The following is a 20,124-nucleotide window of genomic DNA, read 5'->3' on the forward strand; positions in this document are numbered from 1 at the left end:
GCCCGCCGCGAAGATGGCGACCGCAAGCCCTACGCCCCGCGCGATGGCGAGGGGGCCAAATCCTTCGGCCCGCGCGGCAGCAAGCCCGGGTTCAAATCCGAAGGCTTCAAGAGCCACGGCGCAAAACCCGGCGGCAAACCGCGCTCGGAAGGGTTCAAGAGCCACGCGGGCGGCGACAAGCGGCCCTTCGGCGGCAAGCCCGGCCCGAAACGCGGCTGATCCCGCGCGGCAAGCCCCTTCAAACCCGGCCCGGTTGCGCCTACCTTGAGCGCAACCGACCACCCGCGGAGGGCCCATGTCGCGCAAAACCATGCAAACCATCGCTTTCGGACTGCTTCTGGCGCTGATCTTCTCGGTCGCGCTGAAAGGCACGGTCTGAAATGGCCCGGCGCTTCGGCGGCAAATACTCGCCCCGGCCCGGGGCGCCCGACCAGGGCTTTCCCGGCATCGCCCCCGACCGGCTGCCAGATCCCGCGCCGCGCCACCCGCTGGCAGGCCGCCCGGCCTGGCTGGTCTTCGCCGCTTTCCCATTTCTTTTCAATGCGTTCGGCGATGGGCCCCTGGCGCTGGCGCGCAATCTCGGCGCCTTTGCCACGATCGGTCTGGCCGCCTTCCTGATGCGCGAGGGGTTGAAGGCCGAAGCCGCCTTTGCGGCCCGCAAGACCGCCCGCCGCCCGGCCCTGCCGCGCAAGGCTCTGGGGTCGGTCCTGCTTGGTGCGGGGCTGGCCGTGGGGGCGCAGGCGCCGGAACTTGGCCTGATCGGCGCGGGGGTCGTGGCCGCCGTCGGCGTGGCGCTTGGCCTGATCGCCTTCGGGCTTGATCCGATGCGGGACAAGGGGATGGCGGGGGTCGACACGTTTCAGCAAGACCGCGTCGCGAAAGTCGTCGCCGAGGGCGAAAGGCACCTGACCGCCCTGCGCGCGGCGATCGCGCGGATCGACGACGCCCGGCTGACCGCCCGGACCGAGGCCTTTGCCGCCTCGGCGCGCGGGCTTTTCCGCGCCGTCGAGGAGGACCCGGGCGATCTGACCGCGGCGCGGCGCTACATGACCGTCTATCTCCAGGGCGCCCGCGACGCCGGGGAGAAATGCGCCGATCTCTGGGCCAGCCGCCGCGACGAAACCGCCCGGGCCGCCTTCGAATCGCTGCTCGATGATCTGGAGGCGAATTTCACCGCCCGCACCCGCGCGCTTCTGGACAGCGGCCGCGAGGGGCTGGAGATCGAAATCGAGGTCCTGCGCGACCGGCTGGCCCGCGACGGCGTGATCAGCCCCCCCGACAAGGCCTTTTGAACGGACAGCGTTTCCCGCCCGGAAACGCGCCGTTCTTTTCTAACCGCCCGTTTTCCCGGCAGTTTCCGCAGCTTGGCCACAAATCGGCCGCACCGGACGGCGAGTCTGACTGCATCGTGTCAAAGGTGTCCCATGGTCCAGACCGCCCCCCCGCCCCGCCCCCTTGCCGCCGCCCTCGGGGTGGTGGCGCAATTTCCCCGCCTTCTGCTCGGCCATCTGCATGCCGCGACGGTGCAGCTGTCGATCCGCGCCTCGGCGCTGCGCCGAAGGCCCGGGCCGCCCGGGCCGCTCGCCCCCGCCAAACATCTGGCCGAAGGCGGCGATCTGGCCGAGGCGGTGAAGCTGCGGATGACCGAGGTGCACCGGCAGCTGCGCCGCCTTGCGCCGGAACTGCTGCCGGTTTTCGCCGATTGCCGCGCCGCGCAGCTGCGGCTGTTGCAGGATCTGCGCCGCCGCCCCGCCGAGGCCCGGCGCGAGGCCGAAACCGCGCTGATCGGCGCGCTGGTGCAGATCGAGGCCGCGACGCGCAAACTTTCGGTTGTCCTTCCCGAGACGACGAAGGAATATGCCCTTGGCAGCTATGCCGACACGCTCGAAAAAGTCACGGGCGAGACGCTGGATTGCCTGATTGCGCTGCGTGCCCGGGCGACGGGCGCTCCGCGTGGGGTGCAGATCGGGGGCGAGGTCGATCCGGCCTGACACCGCCCCAAGGGGGTGAGCATGACCGAGACCGTCCGCGCCGAAGCCGCGAAGGCGCTTGCAGAGATTGAAACCGTGACCGCGACCGTGCTGGCCGAGCCCGCCCCGCCGCCGGTGCCGCTGGCCGAAGCCGCCCCGCCCGTCGCCGAGGCGATCCGCGCCCGCATGGCCGAGATCGACCTGCGCGACAGCGGTTCGATCACCCAGTTCGGCACCCGGGCGCAGGTGGAGTTGCAGGCGATCTCGCAGGAGATGCTGGCCGATGTCCGCGCCAAGGATCTGGGCGCGGCGGGCGACAGTCTCTCGGCGCTGGTGACGACGATCCGCGGTTTCTCCGAGGAGGAACTGGATGTGCGGCGCGAACGCTCGCTCTGGGACAGGCTGACCGGCCGCGCCGCGCCTTTCGCGAAATTCGTTGCCCGCTACGAAGAGGTGCAGGGCCAGATCGACAGCATCACCGATGCGCTTTTGGGCCACGAACAGCGGCTTCTGGTCGATATCAAGGCGCTCGATCGGCTTTATGAGAAGACCTTGAACTTCTACGACGAGCTGGCGCTTTACATCGCCGCGGGCGAGGCGAAGATCGCCGAGACCGACCGCGCCGACATCCCCGCCCGGGAAGCCGCGCTGGCCGCCGCGCCCGAAGCCGACAAGATGCTGCGCGCCCAGGAGCTGCGCGATCTGCGCGCCGCGCGCGACGATCTGGAACGGCGCGTGCATGATCTGAAGCTGACGCGGCAGGTGACGATGCAGTCGCTGCCCTCGATCCGGCTTGTGCAGGAAAACGACAAGAGCCTGATCACAAAGATCAATTCGACGCTCGTCAACACCGTGCCGCTGTGGGAAACGCAGCTGGCGCAGGCGGTGACGATCCAGCGCTCGGCCGATGCGGCCAAGGCGGTGAAACAGGCGGCCGATCTGACGAACGAATTGCTGGCGGCGAATGCGAAAACCCTGCGCGAGGCCAATGCGGCGGTGCGCACGGAAATGGAGCGCGGCGTTTTCGACATCGCGGCGATCCGCGGCGCCAATGCCGAGCTGATCGCGACGATCGAGGACAGTTTGCGCATCGCCGACGAGGGCAAGCGGCACCGCGCCGAGGCCGAGGCGGAGCTGGTCACGCTGGAAGCCACGCTGCGCGAGACCCTGTCTTCGGCGCGGGCCAAGCCGGTGCAGGGCAAGGAATGACGCAAGGTCAAAGGCTTGCGGGGCTTCTTGCGCTCACCACGGTGCTTTCGGGCTGCTTTTTTCAGGGCGAGGAGGGCGGTCTTGACCGCTCCCCCCGCCCGCCGCCTGCGCCGCCCGCGCCGGTCTCGGTCAGCCCGCGCAGTGCCGAAAGCCTGGCCGCCGAAACCTATTACCGTCAGGTCGAGGCGACGCTGCGCAGCCGCGGGCTGATGCGCGTCGATGTCGCGCCCCGCGATGCGCCCTTTGCCACGCATCAGCTGATCGAGAACTTCATCCATATCGCGCTTTACGACGAATATTCGGCCTTCGGCGGCACCTATATCGCCCAAACCCGCGCCTCGCGGCTGCGGCGCTGGGAGGTTCCGGTGCGGATGTCGGTCAGTTTCGGCGATTCGGTGCCGCTGGCGCAGCGCGCCCATGACAAGGCGATGATCACCGCCTATGCCGGGCAGCTGGCCGGCGCCACAAGGCACCCGGTTTCGGTGGGGGACGAGGCGGCGAATTTCGACGTGCTGGTGGTGAACGAGGACGAGCGCCGCGCGCTCGGGCCGCGGCTGATGCAGCTGGTGCCGGGCATCGACGCCGCCTCGGTCACGGCGATCACCAGCCTTGCGCCCTCGACCTTCTGCGTCGTCTTCGCCTTTTCCAAGGGGAACGCCCCCGCCTACAACCACGCCGTCGCGGTGATCCGCGCCGAACATCCCGAGCTTTTGCGGCGCTCCTGCGTGCATGAGGAACTGGCGCAAGGTCTTGGACTTGCGAATGATTATCCGCATGCGCGGCCCTCGGTCTTCAACGACGACGAGGAATTCGCGCTGCTGACCCGGCATGACGAGCTGCTGCTGCGGATGCTTTACGACCCGCGCCTGCGCCCCGGCATGACCGAGGCCGAGGCGCGGCCGATCATCACCGACATCGCCACCGAGCTCACCGGCGGCAGCTAGGAGACCCCATGGGCATTCTTGATTTCCTGACCGGCGAATTCATCGACGTGATCCATTGGGTCGATGACACGCGCGACACCATGGTCTGGCGCTTCGAACGCGAGGGGCATGCGATCAAATACGGCGCGAAACTGACCGTGCGCGAGGGGCAGGCGGCGGTTTTCGTGCATGAAGGCCAGCTGGCCGATGTCTTCGGGCCCGGGCTTTATCAGCTTGAAACCAACAACATGCCGATCCTGACGACGCTGCAGCATTGGGATCACGGCTTCCGCTCGCCCTTCAAATCCGAGATCTATTTCCTCAACACCACCCGCTTCACCGATCTGAAATGGGGCACGAAGAACCCGGTGACCTGCCGCGATCCGGAATTCGGCCCGGTGCGGCTGCGCGCTTTTGGCACCTATGCGATGCGCATCGTCGATCCGGCTGTTTTCATGCGGGAAATCGTCGGCACCGATGGCGAATTCACCGCCGACGAGATCAGCTTCCAGATCCGCAACGTGATCGTGCAGGAGTTTTCCCGCGTGGTCGCGGGGGCAAAAATCCCGGTGCTCGACATGGCGGCGAACACCGCCGACATGGGCAAGCTGGTGGCGGGGGCGATCGATCCGCTGGTCGCGGCCTATGGTCTCTCGATCCCGGAATTCTATATCGAAAACATCAGCTTGCCCGAAGAGGTCGAGAAGGTTCTGGATCAGCGCACCTCGATGGGGATCGTCGGCGATCTCAACCGCTTCCTGCAGTTCAACGCGGCGCAGGCGATGGCGCAGCCGGGCAGCCCGATGGGCACGGCGATGGGCATGGGCATGGGGGCCGGGATGGGCATGAACATGGCCGCCGGGCCCTGGGGGGCGCCCGCCCCCGCGGCAGCCTTCACGCCGCCCCCTCCGCCGCCGCCCGTCGAACTCGTCTGGCATCTGGCGGCGAACGGGCAGACCACCGGCCCCTTTGGCCGCGCGCAGCTTGCCGCGATGATCACCGCGGGCGGGTTCACCCGCGCCAGCCTCGTCTGGGCGCCGGGTCAGGAGGGTTGGAAACCGGCCGCCGAGGTGCCGGATCTGGAAGCACTTTTCGCCACCACGCCCCCGCCGCCGCCGCCCGGGGTGTAAGCCATGGCGCTGCCCAAGGTGTCCCGCGACAAGACCGAGCATCACACGCCTTGCGAGGCCTGCGGCGCCGATCTGCGCTTTGCCCCCGGTCAGGAAAAGCTGCTCTGCGATCATTGCGGCCATGAACAGGCGATCCCGCGTGCCCTTGGCCGGGGCCGGTCCGGGCTGGTGGAACTGCCGCTGGCCGCCGGTCTGGCGGCACGTCTGCCCGCCGGGACGATGCAGGACAGCCGGACGCTGACATGTTCGAATTGCGCTGCCTTGATCGAGATAACCGGGGCAAATCATGCGGTGCAATGTCCGTTTTGTGCAACTCCGGTCGTGGTCGACACCGGGCTGACGCGGCAGATCAAACCGCAGGGCCTGGTGCCTTTCGCCCTGACCGAAGCGCAGGCGCATGCGGCGCTGAGCAAATGGCTGTCCGGGCTCTGGTTCGCGCCCTCGGGGCTGACGCAATATGCCCGCAAGGGCCGCAAGATGACCGGCGTCTATGCGCCGTTCTGGACCTTCGACGCCGAGACCCGCTCGCGCTACACCGGCGCGCGGGGCGACGCCTATTACGAGACCGAGCAGGTTCGGGTCGAGGTGAACGGGAAGATGGAAACCCGTACCCAGCAAGTGCGTCATGTGCGCTGGACCCCGGTCGCCGGCCGCGTCGCGCGCGATTTCGACGATGTGGTGATCTATGCCTCGCGCTCGTTGCCGCCCGCCTCCATGGCGGCGCTGCAGCCCTGGGATCTTTCGGCGCTGACGCCCTATCACCCTGATTACCTTTCCGGATTCGAGGCCGAGGGCTATACGGTCGATCTCTCTGACGGGCATGATCAGGCGCGCACCGAAATGGCGCGGGTGATCGACATGGATGTGCGCCGCGACATTGGCGGCGACGAACAGCGCGTGGCCGCGATCGACACCGATTTCTCGGCCGAGACCTTCAAGCACATCCTGTTGCCGATCTGGACCGCCGCCTACAAATACCGCGACCGCTCCTATCGCTTCGTCATCAACGCCCAGACCGGGCAGGTGCGCGGCGACCGGCCCTGGTCGGCCTGGAAAATCGCCTTTGCGGTCGCTCTGACGGCGGTTGTCCTGGGGCTGGGCCTCTGGCTCTACAATGTTCAATAACGCTGATTTATTGCGCCCCGCCCCGCCTGGCGCTATGTCTCGCCAAACGGGGGGGCACCGATGATCCTGAGTTGTGGCGAAGCGCTGATCGACATGTTGCCGCGGCAAAGCCCGGCGGGCGAGGCCTGTTTCGCGCCCCATGCGGGCGGCTCGGTGTTCAACACGGCGATCGCGCTAGGCCGTCTGGGCGCGCGGGCCGGGTTCCTCTCGGGGATCTCGACCGATCTGTTCGGCGCGGTGCTGATCGAGAGGCTGGCGGCCTCCGGGGTCGATGCGGGGCTTTCGATCCGCTCCGACCGGCCGACGACGCTGGCCTTCGTGACGCTGGTGGATGGTCACGCAAGCTACGCATTTTACGACGAAAATACCGCCGGACGGATGATCGCCCCGGAGGATCTGCCTGCCCTTCCGGCCGAGGTGACGGCGCTTTTCTTTGGCGGCATCTCATTGCCGGTCGATCCCTGCGGCGGCACCTATGAGGCGCTGATGACGCGCGAAGCCGCGACCCGGGTGACGATGCTCGACCCGAACATCCGCCCGGGCTTCATCCGCGACGCGGCCGCCTATCGCGCCCGGCTGGGCCGGATGATCGCGCGGGCCGATATCGTGAAACTCTCGGACGAGGACCTGCGCTGGCTGGAAGGTCCGGGCGAGATCGCGGCGCTGGCGCGCGGCCTTCTGAGCCGCGGACCGAAGCTGATTTTCGTCACCGAGGGCAGTACGGGGGCGCATGGCTTCAGCGCCGAACTTTCCCTTTTCGAACCAGCGCACCGGGTGCGCGTGGTCGATACCGTGGGCGCGGGCGACACGTTCAACGCCGGTGTTCTGGCGGCGCTCGACCGGGCGGGCAAGCTGACGAAAGCCGGTGTCGCCACCGCCGGGGCGGGGCTGACCTCGGACTGTCTCAAGCTTGGCAATGCCGCCGCCGCCATCACCGTCAGCCGCGCGGGCGCCAACCCACCCTGGGCGGAGGAGCTGAAATGAGGGCCCTGATCCAGCGCGTCAGCCGCGCAAAAGTCGAAGTCGAGGAACGGGTTACGGGCGAGATCGGACCGGGTCTCCTGATCCTTGTCTGCGCCTTGCAGGGCGACACCGAAGCCGAGGCGGAGAAACTGGCCGCCCGGATTGCGAAGCTGCGCATCTTCAAGGACGAGGCCGGGAAGATGAACCGCTCGGTCAGCGATATCGGCGGCGCCTGTCTGGTCGTGAGCCAGTTCACCCTGGCCGCCGACACCTCGCGCGGCAACCGCCCGGGCTTTTCGAGCGCCGCCCCGCCGGAAGCGGGCAATCGGCTTTATGTGCAGTTTTCGAACACTCTGCGCGGGCTCGGCCTTGCCGTGGCGAATGGGGAATTCGGGGCGGACATGGCGGTCAGTCTGGTCAATGACGGACCGGTGACGATCTGGATGGACAGTGCCGACCGCGCCTGATCGATCGGCAGAAATGCCGAAGATTGTCAGGATTGCCTTGACATGCGGAGCCATCGCGCCCATCTGGTAGGCATCCCGCCCTCGCTGCCGCGTGAGCAGCCGCTTTCCTTGCGAAAGCACGACCGGGACAATTGGCCTCACATTCACGCGGGGGGCCGGGTGCAACGCCTTGCACCGCCCGCCCGCCGCTGCCCCCGACCGGGGGCTTGATCCTTTGCGCGCCTTTGCGCCACGAAAGACGAACCTCTTGGAAACCTTTGAAAACCTCGGCCTTGCGCCGATGCTGCTGAAAAATCTGGCCGGTCTTGGCCTGACCAAACCGACGCCGATCCAGGCGAAAGCCATCCCGCAGATCGTGCGCGGCCGCGACATCCTTGGCCTTGCGCAGACCGGGACCGGCAAGACCGCCGCCTTCGGCCTGCCGATGCTGACCCGAATCCTCGCCTATGGCAAACGCCCGGCGCCGAAAACCGTGCGCGCCCTGGTGCTGGCGCCGACGCGGGAACTTGCGACGCAGATCCACGACAACCTCGCCGCCTATGCCGAGGGCGCCCCGGTGCGCATCCAGCGCGTCGTCGGCGGCGCCTCGCTGAACGTGCAGGCGGAAAAACTGTCGAAGGGCTGCGACGTGCTGATCGCCACGCCGGGCCGCCTGATCGACCTGATCGAACGCCGCGCGCTGGTGCTGAGCGAGACGAAATATCTCGTGCTCGACGAGGCCGACCAGATGCTTGACATCGGTTTCATCCACACGCTGCGCCGGATCGCCAAGCTGATCCCGGCGGAACGGCAGACGCTGCTGTTCTCGGCCACGATGCCGAAGCTGATGGAGGAACTGGCGGCCAGCTACCTGTCCGACCCGATCCGGGTCGAGGTCGCCACCCCCGGCAAGGCCGCCGAAAAGATCGATCAGGGTGTGCATTTCACCACCCAGGGCGAAAAGGCAGCGCTTCTGGCCGAATATATCTCGCGCCATCCGGGCGAGCTGGCGGTGGTCTTCAACCGTACCAAGCACGGCTCGGACAAGCTGACGAAGCTTCTGGAAAAATGGGGTTTTTCGGTCACCGCCATCCATGGCAACAAAAGCCAGGGGCAGCGGGAACGGGCGCTTTCGGCGTTCCGCGCCAGCGAGGTGCAGGTGCTGGTGGCGACCGATGTGGCGGCGCGCGGCCTTGATATTCCGCAGGTGGCGCATGTCTACAACTACGACCTGCCGAACGTGCCCGAGAACTACGTGCACCGCATCGGCCGCACCGCGCGGGCCGGGCGCGATGGCCGCGCCGTGGCCTTCTGCGGTCCGCTCGAAATGAGCGATCTGCGCGCGATCGAGGCCGCGATGGGCGCGAAGATCCCGGTCATCGGCGGCGAACCCCATGCCGAGGGGGGCACGCGTCCCGCCCCCGGGCGCAACAGCCAGCCGAAAAAGCAGCACCGCGGTCAGGGGCCGAAACCCGCCCGCGCGGGCGAGGCGAAACCGGCCCGCAAGCCCGATGCGAAACCGGCGGCGCAACGCGGCGGCCGCGCGGAAGGCCACGCCCCGGCGGGCGGTCAGGCCGCCCCCAAGCGTCCGGCGCGGGCGCAACGCGGCCACTGAGACCCGGCACGGGGGCCCTGCCCCCGCCTCCCCTCTTGCGCGGCCGACCCGGCTGACGCAGAAGGCGGCATGGCCAAGCTTTACTTCCATTACTCGACGATGAATGCCGGCAAGAGCACCGCGCTCTTGCAGGCGTCCTACAACTACATCGAACGCGGCATGCAGACCCTGCTGGTCACGGCGCGTCTGGATGACCGCGCCGGTCCCGGCAAGATCGGCAGCCGCATCGGCATCTCGGCCGCGGCGACGTGCTTCACCCCCCAGACCGACATGTTCGATTTGTGCGGAAATCGGCTCGACTCAGGCCCCTGCGCCTGCGTTTTTGTCGATGAAGCGCAATTTCTGACCGAGGCGCAGGTCTGGCAACTGGCCCGCGTCGTGGACGATCTGGGGCTGCCGGTGATGTGTTACGGGCTGCGCGTCGATTTCCGCGGCCAGCTGTTCCCGGGCTCGGCGGCGCTGCTCGCGCTGGCCGATGAAATGCGCGAGGTCCGCACCATCTGCCATTGCGGCAAGAAGGCGACGATGGTCGTGCGGATGGGCCCCGATGGCCGGGCCCTGCACGAAGGCGCGCAGGTGCAGATCGGCGGCAACGAGACCTATGTCTCGCTGTGTCGCCGCCACTGGCGCGACGTGATGGGCGACGGCCCGCAGGCGTGATCCCGCAGTCTTGCCCCGCCGTCTTGACCCCGCCGTCTTGAAATCGGCCGTCGGCGCCAGATATATTCTGCAACGCGCATATGATGGAGACCGAGATGGCGGAAGCGCTGCGACTGACCTGCCTTGCCTGCGGGCAGGCGAACAAGCTGCCCTCGGACCGGCTGGCGGCGGGGCCGAAATGCGGCATTTGCGGCGCGGCGCTGATCACCGGCAAGGTGGCCGAGATCGATCCGGCGACGCTGGCCCAGGCCGAGCGCGACGACCTGCCGCTGCTCGTCGATTTCTGGGCGCCCTGGTGCGGCCCCTGCCGCCAGATGGCGCCGCAATTTCAATCCGCCGCGGCGACGCTGGCGGGTCAGGTGCGGCTGGCGAAGATCGACACCGAGGCCCATCCGGCGGCCGCGCAGCGCCACCGCATCCAGGGCATCCCCGCATTCATCCTGTTTCGCAAGGGCCGCGAGCTGGCACGCGCCGCGGGCGCCCGGCCCGCAAACGAGCTTGTCGGCTTCGTCCGCGGCAAGCTGGGAGCGCGCGCCTGAGAAGATGAAAAAATTTGTGCGGAGAGGGGTTTGGGGCGCTTGACATTGCCCGCGCCTTGGGCGAAATACCCCCCACGGCGAGGGGCTGTAGCTCAGTTGGGAGAGCGCATCGTTCGCAATGATGAGGTCAGGGGTTCGATCCCCCTCAGCTCCACCAAGCCGTTCCATTGAAAGTTGACCCGAGGCGAAGTTTCTGCCTCAAGGGACTTCCGGACAGCCGATCCGGTTTCCGCGCGGTTGTCTCCAAAGACCTTGATCCGGTGCCCGATCCGTCGTGGCGCCCTCTTTTCGGGAGAGAACGGCCATGGCTTCCCGCCTCGACCTGCTTTTGAAACATGTGACCCCGAGCGCCCGCGGGATCGAGATTGCCCCCTATTTCAACCCCGCCCTGCCGAAACGCGCGGGCTGCAACGTGCGGATCTTCGACGTCTTCGACACCGAAACCCTGCGGGCCCGGGCGCGCGAGAACAGCTTCATCCCCGACAGCCGCATCGACGAGATCGAAGCGGTCGATTTCGTCGGCGACGCCTGCCGGATCGGTGCGGTGCTGGACCGGGAAGGCCGGCTGGGCAGTTTCGATCACATCGTCTCGTCGCATAATTTCGAACATCTCGCCAATCCGATCCTGTTCCTGCAGGGCGCGGCGCAGGCGCTGAAACCGGGCGGCGTGCTGAGCATGGCGATTCCCGACGGCCGCGCCTGTTTCGACCATTTCCGCGTCCCGACCCGGCTGGGCGACTGGCTGCTGGCCTATCACACCGACCGCGACAAGCCCGATCCGGTGACGCTGTTCGACGCTTACGGCTATCGTTCCTTCTACTGGCGCGCGGCGGAACGCTCCGAGGCGAGCGGCTTTTTGACCGAGGATCCGGCCCGGTTTCGCCCCGAAGAGGATCTGCAGGCGCAATACGACGCCTTCGTGACCCGGCTTGCCGCGCCCTATGACTATACCGACGCCCATTGCAGCGTGCTCTTTCCCGAGCTCTTCGAACTGCATCTGCGCGAGCTGCACCATCTGGGCCTTGTCGACTTCGAGATCCTCGAGATCGCGCCGACGCAGGGGCATGAATTCTTCGCGCATCTGCGCAAGCCCGCAGCCCCTGCCCCGCGCGACGCGGCCGATTTCTATCGCCGCCGCGCCGTGCTGCTGCGCGCCGTGGCACTGCGGCTGGGCGAAACCCCGTTCATGAGCCGGCCGCGCTGGGAGATCGCCGAGCACGACGCCCGGCATCCGCTGCGCGCGCTGCTCTTGAACCCGCGCCGGTTGCTGGCGCAGCTGCGGCTGTGGAACCGGCAGCGCCGCCAGCGGCGGCGCGCGCGGCGGGGCTGAGCGGCCGCGTCAAAGCCTGCTGCCCGCGGCGGGCAGCAGCTCGAAGGGGCGGGCTGGGCCGAAACGGAAGCCCTGCCCCTCAAGGCAGCCCAGCCCGCGCAGATAGACCGCGGCCTTTTCGGTCTCCACGCCCTCGGCGACGGTTTCAAGCCCAAGCACCGCCGCCAGATCCAGAATCGCGCGCAAGATCGGCGCGTTGCGGTGATCGGCCGCCAGCCCCATCACGAAGGATTTGTCGAGCTTGATGCGGTCGATCGGCAGATCGCGCAGATGCGAGAGCGAGGCGAAGCCGGTGCCGAAATCATCCAGCGCGATCCGCATCCCCTGCGCGCGCAGCCGCGTGAAGCCCTGCGCCAGCACCTCGGACCGCTGCCCGAGCAGCACGGTTTCGACCACTTCCAGCTCGATCAGCGCAGGCGAAAGCCCGCGTGTCGCGATCAGCGCCAGGATCTGTTCGGCGAAATCCATGCCCCGCAGCGAGGCTTCGGAGAAATTGACCCCCACCCGCATCAGCCGCGCCGCATCGCGCGTCAGATCGGCCAGAACCGCATCAAGCACATTGCCATCGACCAGCCGCGCGCAATCGACATCCTCCAGCGCCGCCCCCCAGAGTTCGGGGCCGCAGATCGTGCCTTCGCGCGTGCGGATCCGCGCCAGCGCCTCGTAGCCGACGATGCGGCGGCTGTCGAGCCGCACCTTGGGCTGATACCAGGCCAGAATCCGGCCCTCGCGCGCGGCTTCCTGCACGAAGGCGATGGCGGCGCGGCGGGCCTCGACCCGGTCGCGCAGCGGCCCGCGCAGAAAGGCGGCCGAGCCCGGACGGACCGTTTTCACCTCGGCCAGCGCCTGACGGGCGCAGCGCAGCAACCCCTCGGCATCGGTGGCATCGGCGGGAAAGCTGGCCATGCCGATGCAGGCCGTCAGCACCGTCGCCGCCACGTCGAAGGGCTGCGCCAGCGCCGTCCGCGCCGCCTGTGCCAGCCGTTCGGCCGCCGCATCGGCATCGGCGGCGGGCAGAAGCAGGGCGAATTCGTCGCCGCCCAGCCGCGCCGCCAGCCCGGCCGCGCCGACAAGCCCCGAAAGCCGCACCGCCACCTCGCGCAGAGCCGCATCCGCCGCATCGGCGCCCAGAAGATCGTTCACCGCGTTGAAATCGTCGAGATCGAGCAGCACCAGCGCAAAGCTCCCCCCCTCCAGCGCGCCCTGCAGCTGGCGGTGGAACAGGCGGCGATTGGCAAGGCCGGTCAGCTCGTCGATATTGGCCGCCTGCCAGAGCCGCTGCTGATCCTCGTGCATCCGGGTGATATCGTGCAGCACCCCGGCGATGCGCGTCATCTGCCCGCCCAGCCATTCCCCCTCGGCCTGCATCTGCACGCGGCGCAGCACGCCCGCGGGGGTCGAGAGCACCGCCTCGTGCTCGATCGGCGCCTGCGTGCGCGTGAGCTGCGCCAGATCGTCCCGGATCGCCGCCCGCACCTTGCCCGAGACGAACCGCGCCAGCAGCTGCTCCAGCGTCAGCCCCGCCGCCGCGGGCAGGCCCAGCATCTCGAACACCCGGTCCGAGGCCTCGATCTCGCCGGTTTCGGGATCCAGCGCAAAGGCGCCGACCCCGGCCATGCGTTCGATCTGCGCCAGCCAGCGCATGCGCAGCTGCGCCAGCACGCCCGCCCGCGCCTGATCCTGGTCGCGCTGATGCGCCCGCGCCGCGTCGCTCAGCACGAAGCCGATGCGGCCCGAGTCTTGCGACAGCTGCGCGCTGAGCAGGCAATGGCGCAGCCCGCCGCCCGCATCGGGCAAGGGCAGCGTCACCTCGTCCAGATGGCCCTGTGCGCAGAGCTTCGGCCACAGATCGGTCTTCCAGTAGACTTGCCCCGGCATCGCCAGCAGATGCGCGAAGCGGCGTTGACCGATCAGCGCCGATGCGGGCTGCCCGAGCCAGCGCAGCAGCGTCGCATTGGCGGCAAGGATCCGCCCCTCCAGATCGGTCAGCAAAAGCCCGCAGGGCAGCAGGTCGGCCTCCGGCCCGAAACCATCGCAAGCAAGGGGCGGAAAATCCATCATCGCGCCGCCCCCGCGCCGCAGCGACCGCAGGCCCCTGCCCCGCCCGGCCGGGGCCGGGGCAGCGCGCCCGAATCGGCAACAAGCGATTTCAGCATGCGAGAATTCGGCATGCGACAGTCCTCCGCGCGGGGCGCCGCATCCCGCCCCGTTCTCCCTGAATATACCCGAGTTGCCACCAAAACCTTGATGCAGCCCCAGATTGTGCAGGCCAAGACTGATCTTGCCGGGCCTTGCCCCTGCCCCGCCCCTGTCTTTCCGCAGTTCGTTAAAAAATCCTTGCCGCAACCGGGGTCGGGGCGCAGAATTTTCACCGTTGCACCCGACGCCCCCGGTCCGGCGGGCCCCGCGGTGCGGCAGCGCGGACCGGACCCGCGCAGGAGGGCGGATGACGCGGGAAATCGACCTCTCGGCCCTGACATCGGATCAGGGCGTCGTCCTGCACGACAGCGTGACAGGCGCGGGGTTCGGCTGCTGCGTCGCCTCGGCGGGCGACCTCAACGGCGACGGGCACGACGATCTGATGATCGGCGCGATCGGGGACAGCCGGGGCGGAACGGATACCGGCGCGGTCTGGGTGATTTTCGGCAGTGTCGGGGGCCCGACGGGGCCGATCGGTCTGGACGCGCTGACCCCCGCGCAGGGGCTGATGATCCGCGGCCCCGAGACGGGGGCAAGGTTCGGCGCCAGCCTGGCCGCGGCGGGCGACGTGAACGGCGACGGCCTCGACGACATCGTGATCGGCGCGCCGCGCAGCGATCTGGGCGCGCCCGATGGCGGCGCGGCCTGGGTGGTCTTCGGCGCCCCCGATATCGGCGCCGGGGGGCCCCTCGATCTGGCCGCGAGCCCGGCCGACCGGGCGCTGCGGATCAGCGGCGGTGCCGAGGCCGATCTGGCGGGCAGCAGCGTCGCGGCGGCGGGGGATTTCGACGGCGACGGTCTGGCCGATCTGCTGATCGGCGTGCCGCGCGCCGACACGGGCGGCACCGATACAGGCGCGGTCTGGCTGATCCGCGGCGGCGCCGATCTGTCGCGGCTGGGGCAGATCGCGCTGACGGCGCTGCCCGCGGGGCTGGGTCAGGCGATCACCGGCCGCGCGGACTGGGATCTGCTCGGGCTTTCGGTGTCGCGGGCGGGGGATCTGAACGGCGACGGGCGGATGGATCTGATCCTTGCCGCGCCCGGCCGCGATGTCGCGGGGGCGGGCGCGACGGGCGAAGATGCCGGGACGGCCTGGGTGATCTTCGGCAGCGCCGATCCCGACCGCGGCCCGATCGACCTGGCCGCGCTGACGCCCGAGACCGGCTTTGCCCTGACCGGCCCCGGCGACGGCGCGGCGGCGGGCTGGTCGGTGGCGGCGCTCGGCGACATCAACGGCGACGGCATCGACGACATCGCGATCGGCGCCCCCTATGCGCAGGGCACCGCCCCCTGGAGCGGCGGCGCCTGGGTGATCTTCGGGCGCGACACCGGCGCCGGGGGCCCGCCCTTCGGCAGGCTCGATCTGGCGGCGCTGGACCCGGGCGAGGGCTTTGCGATCACCGGTGCGGGATCGAATGACGCGCTGGGCTGGGCGGTTTCGGCGGCGGGCGACGTGAACGGCGACGGGCTGGGCGATCTGGTTCTGGGCGCTCCCGGCCATGACGGCGGGACCGGCGCCGCCTGGGTGATCTTCGGGCGCAACGTGGCGGCGGGGGCGACGCCCTTCGGCACGCTTGATCTGGCCGATCTGGACGGGCTGGACGGGCTGGCGCTGATCGGCTGGGCGGGCGCCTCGGCCGGGGTCTCGGTCGCGGCGGCGGGCGATCTGAACGGCGACGGGCTTGGCGATCTGCTGCTGGGCGCCCCGGGCGCGCAGGGCGATCCGACGGCGGCGGGGGCGGCGGTGGTGCTTTATGGCGGCAGTTTCGCCAGCCGGCTCTCGGGCAGCACCGGCAATGACACGCTCTCGGGCAGCACCGGTGACGATGCGGTGCTGGGCTTTGCGGGCAATGACCTGCTTTACGGCGCGGCGGGGCTTGACGCGCTGCTGGGCGCGGCGGGCAATGACACGCTGGACGGCGGCGCGGGCGACGACACGATGCGTGGCGGCGCGGGCGATGATACCTATGTCGTCGACAGCCAGACCGACACGGTCTGCGAATTCTGCACCCCCGAGGGCGCCGAGGATGCGGGCGGCGCCGATACGGTTCTGGCCCGGATCTCTTATGACCTGACGTTCTGCGCGGGCGCCTGTTTCATCGAGACGCTGATCCTGATCGGCACCGGCGCGCTTTCGGCCACCGGCAATGCGCTGAGCAACCGTCTGATCGGCAACGAGGCGGCCAATCTTCTGCGCGGTCTGGACGGGGCCGACACGCTGGACGGCCGGGACGGAAACGACCGGCTTGACGGCGGGAACGGCAATGATCGGCTGCAGGGCGGCGCCGGGGCGGATGTGATGCTGGGCGGCGCGGGCAATGACATCTACACGGTCGACAGCGACGCCGATCAGGTGCTTGAGACCCTCTCCGAGACCGACCTGCGCGATGCGGGCGGCATCGACACCGTGCTGACCTCGGTCAGCTACAGTCTGGCGGCTCCGGGCCGCGGCTTTGTCGAGCGGCTGATGCTGACCGGCACCGCGGCGATCAATGCCACCGGCAATGCGCTGGACAACACGCTGACCGGCAACAGCGGGGCGAACCGGCTCAGCGGCGGCGCGGGGGCGGATGTGATGATCGGCGGCGCGGGCAATGACATCTATTTCGTCGAACGCGCCAGCGACCGCGTGGTCGAGACGATCTCCGAATCCGATCTGCGCGACGCGGGCGGCATCGACACGGTGATGACCTCGGTCAGCTACAGCCTGACGGGGGCGACCCGGGCCTTTGTCGAGCGGCTGGTGTTGACCGGCACCGCGGCGATCAACGGCACCGGCAACGGGCTGGCGAACCAGATCTCGGGCAATGCGGGGGCGAACCGGATCTCGGGCGGGCTTGGCCTTGACACGCTGCGCGGCGGCGCCGGGGCGGACAGCTTCGTCTTCGACACCGCGCCCGCGCCGGACAATCTGGACCGCATCCTGGATTTCAACCCGCTGGACGACACGCTCCGGTTCGATGACGCGGTCTTCGCGGCGCTGGTCCCGGGGCGGGTGGCGAGCGGCGCCTTCGTGATCAACACCACGGGTCTGGCGCAAGAGGCCGACGACCGGCTGATCTATGAAAGCGACACCGGGCGGCTCTTCTATGATCCGAACGGCGCGGCCGCGGGCGGGCGGGTGCTGGTGGCGATCCTGGCCCCGGATCTGGCGCTGACCCCGGCCGATTTCGTGATCTATTGATCGAAAAGGGCGCCCGAGGCGCCCTTTCCGGATCTGCACCGCTTATTTCAGCGCTTCGTTGGTGATCTCGAGCGTATAGGCCCCCTCGGGCGCCTTGGTGATCACCGGATCCGAACCGCCGCCCATCAGCGTCGCCACGGTGCGCTCGTAATCGGCCACATCCAGCGCCCCGTTCGAGCCCGCCGTCAGCTTCGCCACTTCGCTCATCATGCGCTTCTGATGCGTCTCGGTCTGCGCCCCGGTCTCGTCGTTGTCCAGAACGATCATCGCGGCTTCGTCCGGGTTCGCCTCGGCATATTTCCAGCCCTTCATCGCGGCGCGGACGAATTTCACCATCGTCGCCTTGAAGGCCGGATCGGCGAGCTTGTCCTCCATCACGTAAAGACCGTCTTCCAGTGTCGCGACGCCCTCGTCTTCATATTTGAAGGTGACCAGATCCTCGGGCTTGATCCCCGCATCGATCACCTGCCAATATTCGTTGTAGGTCATCGTCGAGATGCAGGCGGCCTGCTTTTGCAACAGCGGATCGACGTTGAAGCCCTGCTTCAGCACCTCGACGCCATCCGCCCCGCCCGTCGTCGGAATGCCCAGCTTCGACATCCAGTTCAGGAACGGATATTCGTTGCCGAAGAACCAGACGCCCAGCGTCTTGCCCTTGAAATCGGCGGTGGTGGCGACGCCCGTTTCCTTCAGACAGGTCAGCATCATGCCCGAATGCTTGAAGGGCTGCGCGATGTTGACAAGCTTGAGCCCCTTTTCGCGCGCAGCCAAAGCGGGCGGCATCCAGTCGACGATCACATCGGCGCCGCCCCCCGCGATCACCTGTTCAGGCGCGATATCGGGGCCGCCCGGCAGGATCGTGACATCAAGCCCCTCTTCCTCGAAATAGCCCTTTTCGGCGGCGACGTAATAGCCCGCGAATTGCGCCTGCGTCACCCATTTCAGCTGCAGCTTGACCTCTTCGGCCGAGGCGGCGCCCGCCATCAGCGCCAGTGCCGCCGCCCCCAGCATCACCTTTTTCATCATCGTCTCTCCTGTTGCGTCCGGGACTTGCGCCCGGTTGGTTGAACTCATCTTCCCCGTTGCGACGGGTGCCAGAAGGTTGCCGCCTTCTCGATCATCGCGATCAGCCCGAAAAGGCCCGATCCCGCCAGCGCCGCCACCGCAATCTCGGCCCAGACCAGCGCCAGATCAAGCTGTCCGACCGAGGTGGAGATGCGAAACCCCATGCCGCGGGTGGGCGAGCCGAAAAACTCGGCGACGATCGCGCCGATCAGCGCCAGCGTGGTGGCGATCTTCAAGCCGTTGAACAGGAACGGCAAAGCGGCGGGCAGGCGCATCTTGATCAGGCTTTGGCCGTAGCTGGCCGACCAGGTCGCCATCAGATCGCGGCTCAGCGCATCCGTGGCGGCCAGCCCCGCGACCATGTTCACCAGCACCGGAAAGAACACCATCACGACGACGACGGCGGCCTTCGACTGCCAGTCGAAGCCGAACCACATCACCAGAATCGGCGCGATGCCGACGATGGGCAGGGCGGCGACGAAATTGCCGACCGGCAGAAGCCCACGTTGCAGGAAGGGCGAGCGGTCAACCGCAATCGCCACCAGGATCGCCGCGCCGCAGCCGATCAGATAGCCCGAAAGCGCGCCCTTGAGGATCGTCTGCACGAAATCCCCCCACAAAAGCGGCAGGTTGGCGGCAATCGCGGCGGCGATGTCGCTCGGCGCGGGCAGGATGACGGGGCTGACATTCAGCCCGCGCACCAGCCCCTGCCACAGCACCAAAAGCGTCACCCCGAACAGCGTCGCCACCAGCGCCCGCACCGGGCGGGAATTCGGGAACCGCTCCGCCAGATAAAAGTTGAGCGCCATCGCGCCGCCCCAGAACAGGATCGCTCCCCAGCCAATCGCGCTCATCGCACCATCCCCATGCGTTTGAGAACCCGGCCCTCGATCAGCCCGACGATCAGCACCAGCCCCGCCGCCAGGATCGCGGCGGCAAAAAGCGCCGACCAGATCTGGATGGTCTGACCGTAATAGCTGCCCGACAGAAGCCGCGCGCCCAGCCCCTGGCTTGCCCCCGCGGGCAGTTCGGCGACGATCGTGCCCACAAGCGCGGCCGCCACGCCCACTTTCAGCGAGGCGAAAAGATAAGGCATCGAGGAGGGCAGCCGCAGCTTCCAGAACGTCTCCGCCCCGCTGGCATTATAGGTGCGCAACAGATCCAGCTGCATCGCATCGGGCGCCCGCAGCCCCTTGACCATGCCCACCAGCACCGGGAAGAAGCTCAGATAGGCCGCAATGATCGCCTTTGGAATCAAGCCCTTGATGCCAAGCGAGGCCAGCACGACAATGACCATCGGCGCAATCGCCAGGATCGGGATCGTCTGGCTGGCAATCGCCCAGGGCATCACGCTCATGTCCATGGCGCGCGAATGCACGATGCCGACCGCCAGCAAGATCCCCGCCGCCGTGCCCAGGCCAAAGCCCGCCATCGTCGCCGAAAAGGTGATCCAGGAATGCAGCACCAGGCTTTTCTTCGAGGTGATCTTCTGCCCCGTGAACCCGTCCCAAAGCCCCTTCGCCACCTGATGCGGCGCGGGCAGGACGGGGCGTTCCTGCATCATCGTATCGGCCAGCATCTGCGCCGTGGTCACCGTCACCCCGGCACGCGCGGCCTGATCATAGGTCCATTGCTTGTTCAAGAGCACCGCCGCGCCATACCACAGCGCGATAATGGCACTCAGAACCGCCAGGATCGGAAGGATCGACCTCATGCCCGTGCTCCCCCTTCATCTTGCCGCAAATATCTTCGGGGGGTGCGGGGGG

17 protein-coding genes, 1 tRNA gene and 1 pseudogene are annotated in these 20,124 nt (G+C 68.2%); 15 read left to right on the top strand and 4 right to left on the bottom strand.

The genetic code is table 11. The annotated features are described in order from the left end of the window. The 14 genes and pseudogenes from LY44_RS17865 to LY44_RS06205 form a co-directional block, all read left to right on the top strand. Positions 1 to 219, top strand: a pseudogene (locus tag LY44_RS17865) (pseudouridine synthase); the annotation flags it as partial. Between the two features lie 161 nt (positions 220 to 380). Then, positions 381 to 1,292, top strand: coding sequence for a 5-bromo-4-chloroindolyl phosphate hydrolysis family protein (locus LY44_RS06145; protein WP_055212636.1), 912 nt, complete (start codon positions 381 to 383; stop codon positions 1,290 to 1,292). A 132-nt stretch (positions 1,293 to 1,424) separates the two neighbouring features. Further along, the gene (locus LY44_RS06150) at positions 1,425 to 1,991 is read left to right on the top strand and encodes a hypothetical protein (protein WP_055256408.1); all 567 of its coding nucleotides are present in this window, start codon (positions 1,425 to 1,427) and stop codon (positions 1,989 to 1,991) included. Positions 1,992 to 2,012: 21 nt separating this feature from the next. After that, on the top strand, positions 2,013 to 3,179 hold the full coding sequence (locus tag LY44_RS06155) for a toxic anion resistance protein (protein ID WP_055212634.1): 1,167 nt from the start codon (positions 2,013 to 2,015) through the stop codon (positions 3,177 to 3,179). Beyond that, entirely contained in the window at positions 3,176 to 4,123 is a 948-nt protein-coding gene (locus tag LY44_RS06160) for a DUF2927 domain-containing protein (protein ID WP_055212633.1), read from the top strand. The genes LY44_RS06155 and LY44_RS06160 overlap by 4 nt, the downstream gene beginning before the upstream one ends. 8 nt (positions 4,124 to 4,131) lie before the next feature. Then, positions 4,132 to 5,232, top strand: a complete 1,101-nt coding sequence (locus LY44_RS06165; protein WP_055212632.1) for an SPFH domain-containing protein — start codon at positions 4,132 to 4,134, stop codon at positions 5,230 to 5,232. A 3-nt stretch (positions 5,233 to 5,235) separates the two neighbouring features. After that, entirely contained in the window at positions 5,236 to 6,357 is a 1,122-nt protein-coding gene (locus tag LY44_RS06170; protein ID WP_055212631.1) for a hypothetical protein, read from the top strand. 60 nt (positions 6,358 to 6,417) lie between these two features. After that, complete coding sequence (locus LY44_RS06175; RefSeq protein WP_055212630.1) at positions 6,418 to 7,341, top strand: carbohydrate kinase family protein; 924 nt, start codon at positions 6,418 to 6,420, stop codon at positions 7,339 to 7,341. After that, positions 7,338 to 7,787 carry a D-aminoacyl-tRNA deacylase gene (gene dtd / locus LY44_RS06180; RefSeq protein WP_055212629.1) on the top strand — a complete coding sequence of 150 codons (450 nt, stop codon included), beginning with the start codon at positions 7,338 to 7,340 and terminating at the stop codon, positions 7,785 to 7,787. Before LY44_RS06175 ends, dtd begins: the two co-directional genes overlap by 4 nt. 247 nt (positions 7,788 to 8,034) lie before the next feature. Next, positions 8,035 to 9,381, top strand: a complete 1,347-nt coding sequence (locus LY44_RS06185) for a DEAD/DEAH box helicase (protein WP_111395976.1) — start codon at positions 8,035 to 8,037, stop codon at positions 9,379 to 9,381. 69 nt (positions 9,382 to 9,450) lie between these two features. Beyond that, on the top strand, positions 9,451 to 10,041 hold the full coding sequence (locus LY44_RS06190; protein ID WP_055212627.1) for a thymidine kinase: 591 nt from the start codon (positions 9,451 to 9,453) through the stop codon (positions 10,039 to 10,041). A gap of 95 nt (positions 10,042 to 10,136) precedes the next feature. Beyond that, positions 10,137 to 10,580, top strand: a complete 444-nt coding sequence (gene trxC / locus LY44_RS06195) for a thioredoxin TrxC (RefSeq protein WP_074554574.1) — start codon at positions 10,137 to 10,139, stop codon at positions 10,578 to 10,580. A gap of 81 nt (positions 10,581 to 10,661) precedes the next feature. Continuing rightward, a tRNA-Ala gene (locus LY44_RS06200) sits at positions 10,662 to 10,737 on the top strand. Between the two features lie 147 nt (positions 10,738 to 10,884). Next, complete coding sequence (locus tag LY44_RS06205) at positions 10,885 to 11,910, top strand: methyltransferase domain-containing protein (protein ID WP_055212624.1); 1,026 nt, start codon at positions 10,885 to 10,887, stop codon at positions 11,908 to 11,910. Positions 11,911 to 11,919: 9 nt separating this feature from the next. On the opposite strand, the gene LY44_RS06210 is transcribed toward LY44_RS06205, so the two are convergent. Then, positions 11,920 to 13,968, bottom strand: coding sequence for a putative bifunctional diguanylate cyclase/phosphodiesterase (locus LY44_RS06210; RefSeq protein WP_161805951.1), 2,049 nt, complete (start codon positions 13,966 to 13,968; stop codon positions 11,920 to 11,922). A gap of 388 nt (positions 13,969 to 14,356) precedes the next feature. Here LY44_RS06210 and LY44_RS06215 point away from each other — a divergent pair, with 388 nt between their 5' ends. Beyond that, on the top strand, positions 14,357 to 17,293 hold the full coding sequence (locus LY44_RS06215; protein WP_055212620.1) for an FG-GAP repeat protein: 2,937 nt from the start codon (positions 14,357 to 14,359) through the stop codon (positions 17,291 to 17,293). A 42-nt stretch (positions 17,294 to 17,335) separates the two neighbouring features. On the opposite strand, the gene LY44_RS06220 is transcribed toward LY44_RS06215, so the two are convergent. From LY44_RS06220 to LY44_RS06230, 3 genes are read right to left on the bottom strand one after another with little or no spacing between them, the layout of a single operon-like run. Continuing rightward, positions 17,336 to 18,316: an ABC transporter substrate-binding protein gene (locus LY44_RS06220; protein WP_055212738.1), complete on the bottom strand. Its 981-nt coding sequence runs from the start codon at positions 18,314 to 18,316 to the stop codon at positions 17,336 to 17,338. 47 nt (positions 18,317 to 18,363) lie between these two features. Next, positions 18,364 to 19,212, bottom strand: a complete 849-nt coding sequence (locus tag LY44_RS06225; RefSeq protein ID WP_055212618.1) for an ABC transporter permease — start codon at positions 19,210 to 19,212, stop codon at positions 18,364 to 18,366. After that, positions 19,209 to 20,072, bottom strand: a complete 864-nt coding sequence (locus tag LY44_RS06230; protein WP_055212616.1) for an ABC transporter permease — start codon at positions 20,070 to 20,072, stop codon at positions 19,209 to 19,211. Before LY44_RS06230 ends, LY44_RS06225 begins: the two co-directional genes overlap by 4 nt. Between the last annotated feature and the right edge of the window lie 52 nt (positions 20,073 to 20,124).

Origin of the sequence: Rhodobacter capsulatus, from assembly GCF_003254295.1 — a bacterium.
Taxonomy (GTDB): domain Bacteria; phylum Pseudomonadota; class Alphaproteobacteria; order Rhodobacterales; family Rhodobacteraceae; genus Rhodobacter; species Rhodobacter capsulatus.

Bases quoted from the DNA above. Each gene is read 5' to 3' on its own strand.
- LY44_RS06215 (WP_055212620.1), top strand. From the start codon at position 14,357: ATGACGCGGGAAATCGACCTCTCGGCCCTGACATCGGATCAGGGCGTC.
- LY44_RS06165 (WP_055212632.1), top strand. From the start codon at position 4,132: ATGGGCATTCTTGATTTCCTGACCGGCGAATTCATCGACGTGATCCAT.
- LY44_RS06170 (WP_055212631.1), top strand. From the start codon at position 5,236: ATGGCGCTGCCCAAGGTGTCCCGCGACAAGACCGAGCATCACACGCCT.
- LY44_RS06205 (WP_055212624.1), top strand. From the start codon at position 10,885: ATGGCTTCCCGCCTCGACCTGCTTTTGAAACATGTGACCCCGAGCGCC.
- LY44_RS06225 (WP_055212618.1), bottom strand. From the start codon at position 19,212: ATGAGCGCGATTGGCTGGGGAGCGATCCTGTTCTGGGGCGGCGCGATG.
- LY44_RS06175 (WP_055212630.1), top strand. From the start codon at position 6,418: ATGATCCTGAGTTGTGGCGAAGCGCTGATCGACATGTTGCCGCGGCAA.
- LY44_RS06230 (WP_055212616.1), bottom strand. From the start codon at position 20,072: ATGAGGTCGATCCTTCCGATCCTGGCGGTTCTGAGTGCCATTATCGCG.
- LY44_RS06210 (WP_161805951.1), bottom strand. From the start codon at position 13,968: ATGGATTTTCCGCCCCTTGCTTGCGATGGTTTCGGGCCGGAGGCCGAC.
- dtd (WP_055212629.1), top strand. From the start codon at position 7,338: ATGAGGGCCCTGATCCAGCGCGTCAGCCGCGCAAAAGTCGAAGTCGAG.
- LY44_RS06145 (WP_055212636.1), top strand. From the start codon at position 381: ATGGCCCGGCGCTTCGGCGGCAAATACTCGCCCCGGCCCGGGGCGCCC.
- LY44_RS06190 (WP_055212627.1), top strand. From the start codon at position 9,451: ATGGCCAAGCTTTACTTCCATTACTCGACGATGAATGCCGGCAAGAGC.
- LY44_RS06150 (WP_055256408.1), top strand. From the start codon at position 1,425: ATGGTCCAGACCGCCCCCCCGCCCCGCCCCCTTGCCGCCGCCCTCGGG.
- LY44_RS06155 (WP_055212634.1), top strand. From the start codon at position 2,013: ATGACCGAGACCGTCCGCGCCGAAGCCGCGAAGGCGCTTGCAGAGATT.
- LY44_RS06160 (WP_055212633.1), top strand. From the start codon at position 3,176: ATGACGCAAGGTCAAAGGCTTGCGGGGCTTCTTGCGCTCACCACGGTG.
- LY44_RS06220 (WP_055212738.1), bottom strand. From the start codon at position 18,316: ATGAAAAAGGTGATGCTGGGGGCGGCGGCACTGGCGCTGATGGCGGGC.
- trxC (WP_074554574.1), top strand. From the start codon at position 10,137: ATGGCGGAAGCGCTGCGACTGACCTGCCTTGCCTGCGGGCAGGCGAAC.